Origin of the sequence: Pseudonocardia terrae (assembly GCF_021343995.1) — a bacterium.
GTDB classification, from domain to species: domain Bacteria; phylum Actinomycetota; class Actinomycetes; order Mycobacteriales; family Pseudonocardiaceae; genus Pseudonocardia; species Pseudonocardia terrae.
In genome coordinates this window covers 1-3,719 of the sequence record NZ_JAJTTE010000126.1, presented here as the reverse complement: position 1 = coordinate 3,719, position 3,719 = coordinate 1, and the positions used below count along the sequence as shown (strand labels likewise).

General features: G+C 69.0%; 4 protein-coding genes and 1 pseudogene. All 5 read left to right on the top strand.

Annotation, left to right across the window (positions count from 1 at the left end):
* Positions 1-44: 44 nt before the first annotated feature.
* Complete coding sequence (locus LWC33_RS34405; protein ID WP_233308894.1) at positions 45-1,409, top strand: amidase; 1,365 nt, start codon at positions 45-47, stop codon at positions 1,407-1,409.
* Between the two features lie 172 nt (positions 1,410-1,581).
* Positions 1,582-2,121 carry a DUF6328 family protein gene (locus LWC33_RS34400; RefSeq protein WP_233308893.1) on the top strand — a complete coding sequence of 180 codons (540 nt, stop codon included), beginning with the start codon at positions 1,582-1,584 and terminating at the stop codon, positions 2,119-2,121.
* 303 nt (positions 2,122-2,424) lie between these two features.
* Positions 2,425-2,895, top strand: coding sequence for a Dps family protein (locus LWC33_RS34395; RefSeq protein ID WP_233308892.1), 471 nt, complete (start codon positions 2,425-2,427; stop codon positions 2,893-2,895).
* Positions 2,896-2,929: 34 nt separating this feature from the next.
* Positions 2,930-3,121 carry a hypothetical protein gene (locus tag LWC33_RS34390; RefSeq protein ID WP_233308891.1) on the top strand — a complete coding sequence of 64 codons (192 nt, stop codon included), beginning with the start codon at positions 2,930-2,932 and terminating at the stop codon, positions 3,119-3,121.
* Positions 3,122-3,426: 305 nt separating this feature from the next.
* Positions 3,427-3,719 (top strand): annotated as a pseudogene (locus LWC33_RS36695) (phosphoenolpyruvate carboxykinase (GTP)); the annotation flags it as partial.

Genomic DNA, 3,719 nt, shown 5'->3' with positions numbered 1-3,719 from the left:
ACCGGTTCCGTGCCGTACGAGCTGCAGGCGTTCCGGCCGCTGCGATGAGCCGACCCGAGCAACACAGCCTCACGGCACGCGCCGCCCCACCCAGCGCCCTCGCCGCCCTGCAGGTTGAGTTCGCCGACGGTGACCTGACCCCCGTCGAGCACGTGGACTCGGTCCTGCAGCGGCTCCGACACGATCCGCACAACGCGGTGGTCACCCTCGACGAGGAGCGAGCCCGCCGCGAAGCGGCCGCGCTCGCCGTCGAACTCCGCCAGCGCGGGCCGCGCAGCCCCCTGCACGGCGTCGCAATCGGGGTCAAGGACCTCATCGACGTCGCCGGGCTACCGACCCGCGCCGGCTCGACCGTCCGGGCGGAGGCGCCACCGGCCCGCGCCGACGCAGCCGTCGTCGTCCTGCTACGCCGAGCCGGCGCGATCGTGGTCGGCAAACTGCACACCCACGAGTTCGGGCACGGCCCCACCGGCGACGTGGCCGCCACCGGGCCGGCCCGCAACCCCCACGACCTCAGCCGAATCACCGGGGGATCGTCCTCAGGGCCGGCCGCCGCGGTCGCCGCCGGTCACCTCCCGCTCGCCATCGGCACCGACACCGGCGGCAGCGTGCGGATCCCCGCCGCACTGTGCGGCGTGCTCGGCCTCAAACCGAGCTGGGGGGCGCTGTCGACGCGAGGCGTGTTCCCCTTGTCCCCGTCCCTCGACCACGTCGGACTCCTCGCCGCCGACCCGTACACCGGCCTCGCCGGCTGGGAGATCCTCGCCGCACCAGGGCCGCAGGACCCGGTCGGACCGCCGCGACGGCTGCGCGTCGGCGTGCCCTACGACCAGTACTGGTCCGAGACCGATCCGATCGTCGCGCTCGCCGTGACCCGCGCCGCGCACGCGCTCGACGCGGCGGAGATCCAGGTCGTGCCGGTCAGCACCCCGGGAATCCAGGAGCTCGCCGCCACATACATGCCGATCCTGGGCCGTGAGGCCTACGCGGTGCACGCCGGAACGCTCACCGAGCGCGCTGCGGACTACCAGCCCGCCACCGAGGCCGGCCTGAAGTCCTATGCCGAGTACCGCGAACACGACTACCAGCAGGCCAAACAGACGGCGCGACGGTTGGCGGGCACCCTCAGCACAAACCTGACCAACGTCGATGTCCTGTTGACCCCGACCACCCGTATCCGCGCCACACCGCTGGGAGCGCCCTTCGTGACCGTCGGACACGAGCGCACCACGGTCGCAGCAGCCCTGCTGGAGCTCACCCTGCCGTTCAACCTGCTCGGATGGCCTGCCTTGTCCGTCCCCGCCCCCGGGGCAGGGCTTCCCGTCGGCCTGCAACTGGTCGCCACCGGCGGCGCTGGCAGCGACGAACGAACCCTGCTCTCCCTCGCCCGCATCCTGCAGGCCATGTGACCAGCAACGACGATCTCATCGACCTCTCGACATATGACTTCTCCGACCCCGCCGATCGCAGCGCTTGCGGCTCGGAACAGACCCAGGGCGCACATCGCCTCGGTCACCCGTCCACGGGTAGCCGGCGATGCCCGCGCCGGTCACGGTACGGCGAAAGCGGAAGGAGCGGCGCATGCCCCTCGCGACGACGGTCATCGACGAGACCGACGACTGGAACACCCGGCACCGTGCCGAGGGCCCGCTGAACCGCGCGGACCGCAACTTCGCCGAGCTGCTACAGGAACTGCGGGTGGTGTTCACCGGCGTGCAGATCCTCTTCGGCTTCCTGCTCACGATGTCGGTGAGTGAGCGCTTCAGAGAGCTCGACGACATGCAGCACGGTCTCTTCGTGGCCACACTCGCGGGCGCCGCAGTGACCTCGACGCTGCTGGTCGCCCCGGTCGCCGCCCACCGGATGCTCTTCCAGCGCAACCGCAAGCGCGAGATCGTTCGGGCCGGGCACCGGCTGGCCATGGCGGGGCTGGGCTGCCTGGCCTTGACGCTGGCCGCCGGGCTGATGCTGGTGCTGGACATCGCGGTGGGGCGGCTCGCGGGGATCGTCGGAACTACGATCCTGCTCAGCGCCACGGTGGTGCTGTGGGTGCTGGTCCCGCTGCATCTGCGCGGCGAGCCCCGGGCTGCAGCCGCCCTGCCCGACCCCGAGGCCCGATGAGGGTGGGTTGCACGCCGGGTTCTCCGAGCCGTCGGCTGAGGTCCTCGTCGCCATAATCATCGACACCGTGAAGCCCGAGGATCTGCGGTGTCCGTGAGCGCTCACTCCGGTCGCAATCAGGCGCCCACCGCGACCACTCGGCCGCACTTGCGGACCTTCAATGCCAGCGCGTCCGCGACCACGGCAACGCCGTTTCGAGTCGTTCCGACTGCAACAAATTCTGTTAGGCAAGAGGGGGTGCTCTCCCAGGCCACTACGGGCATCATCGTCGGGCGTAGCAAGCCCTGCTGGAAGGAGCCGGTGATGCCGATCATGAGCCCGCTGTCGGAAGAGGCGCGCAAGGTGACGGGTGAGGCGTTGCAGTCCGCAGTCGCCGATCTCGTCGACCTGTCCCTGGTCGCAAAGCAGGCCCACTGGAACCTGATCGGGCCCCGGTTCCGCAGCATTCATCTCCAGCTCGACGAGATCTACGATGTCGCCCGCCGCTACACCGATACTGTCGCCGAACGGGCCACCGCGATCGGTGTCTCGCCCGACGGGTGCGCTGACACTGTCGCCCGGGAGTCCCGGGTGCCGGCGATCACCAAGGGCTGGGCGAAGGAAGACGATGTGATCGACTACTTCGTCTCGGCGCTGGCCGCGGTGGTCGCCGCGATGCGTGAGCGCATCGACGCCACCGAGCGGGCAGACGCGGTGTCCCAGGACTTGTTCATTGCGGCCACCGCGGAGTTGGAGAAGGAGTATTGGATGGTCCAGGCCACCCAGCAGACGTGAGGTTGCCGGCGCGTCACTTGAGAGGGAGGTCGATATGGGGACCGTTCGCTTCCACTCCGGTAAGGGCATCCGGGTCGAGGACGTCGCCGAGGCGCGGCTGAGAGCCGAGCAGGTCGATGTGGCGTCGTGCGAGATCTACGGAACTGATCCCAAGCCGGACCTGATGCCAGACAAACAGGTGCATCGGTGGATCAACGAGGGCGGGGCACTCCTGCCCCACGACTGACGACGGCGACGTCCGCGGCTGTCCCCCGACCTGTTCGAGTAGGGCGCTCGATTGACCCGGCTCCGTCACCAGCCCTTCTTCCTGGCTTCGCTCGGCATAGAGGAGGACGAGTATGGCCTGACCCAAGTCGGTGGCCTCGGAAGGACCATCGTGCGAGGCCTCGCCCGCCTGACGCCGGCTGCGACGACTCCGCAACCTGAGGTGCGATGCCGCGGACCCTACTGGCGGCGTCGCCGAAGCCATTGCGTGAGTTCTCGTTGTAACTATATCGTGACACGATATAGCTCTCGATGAGGAGGCAGCGGATGACATCTTCGTGCGTAGATCTCGACATCGCTCCAGTACGCAGCGAGCGCGTGCTGTCCTTCGTCCATCAGATCGCGGAGTTGACCACCCCGGACTCCGTCGTCTGGTGCGACGGCTCTGATGACGAATGGCGCAGGCTCATGATGCGCCTGGTCCGGGCCGGGACGGCTGTCCGTCTATCCCGTAGGCGCCGACCCCGCGGAGATGAAGGAGACGCTGCGGGGTTTGTTCCGCGGTTGTATGCGTGGCCGCACGATGTATGTCGTGCCGTTCTGCATGGGCCCGCTCGACG

Excerpts from the sequence above, each read along its gene's own strand:
- LWC33_RS34405 (WP_233308894.1), top strand. The coding sequence starts at position 45 with ATGAGCCGACCCGAGCAACACAGCCTCACGGCACGCGCCGCCCCACCC.
- LWC33_RS34400 (WP_233308893.1), top strand. The coding sequence starts at position 1,582 with ATGCCCCTCGCGACGACGGTCATCGACGAGACCGACGACTGGAACACC.
- LWC33_RS34395 (WP_233308892.1), top strand. The coding sequence starts at position 2,425 with ATGCCGATCATGAGCCCGCTGTCGGAAGAGGCGCGCAAGGTGACGGGT.
- LWC33_RS34390 (WP_233308891.1), top strand. The coding sequence starts at position 2,930 with ATGGGGACCGTTCGCTTCCACTCCGGTAAGGGCATCCGGGTCGAGGAC.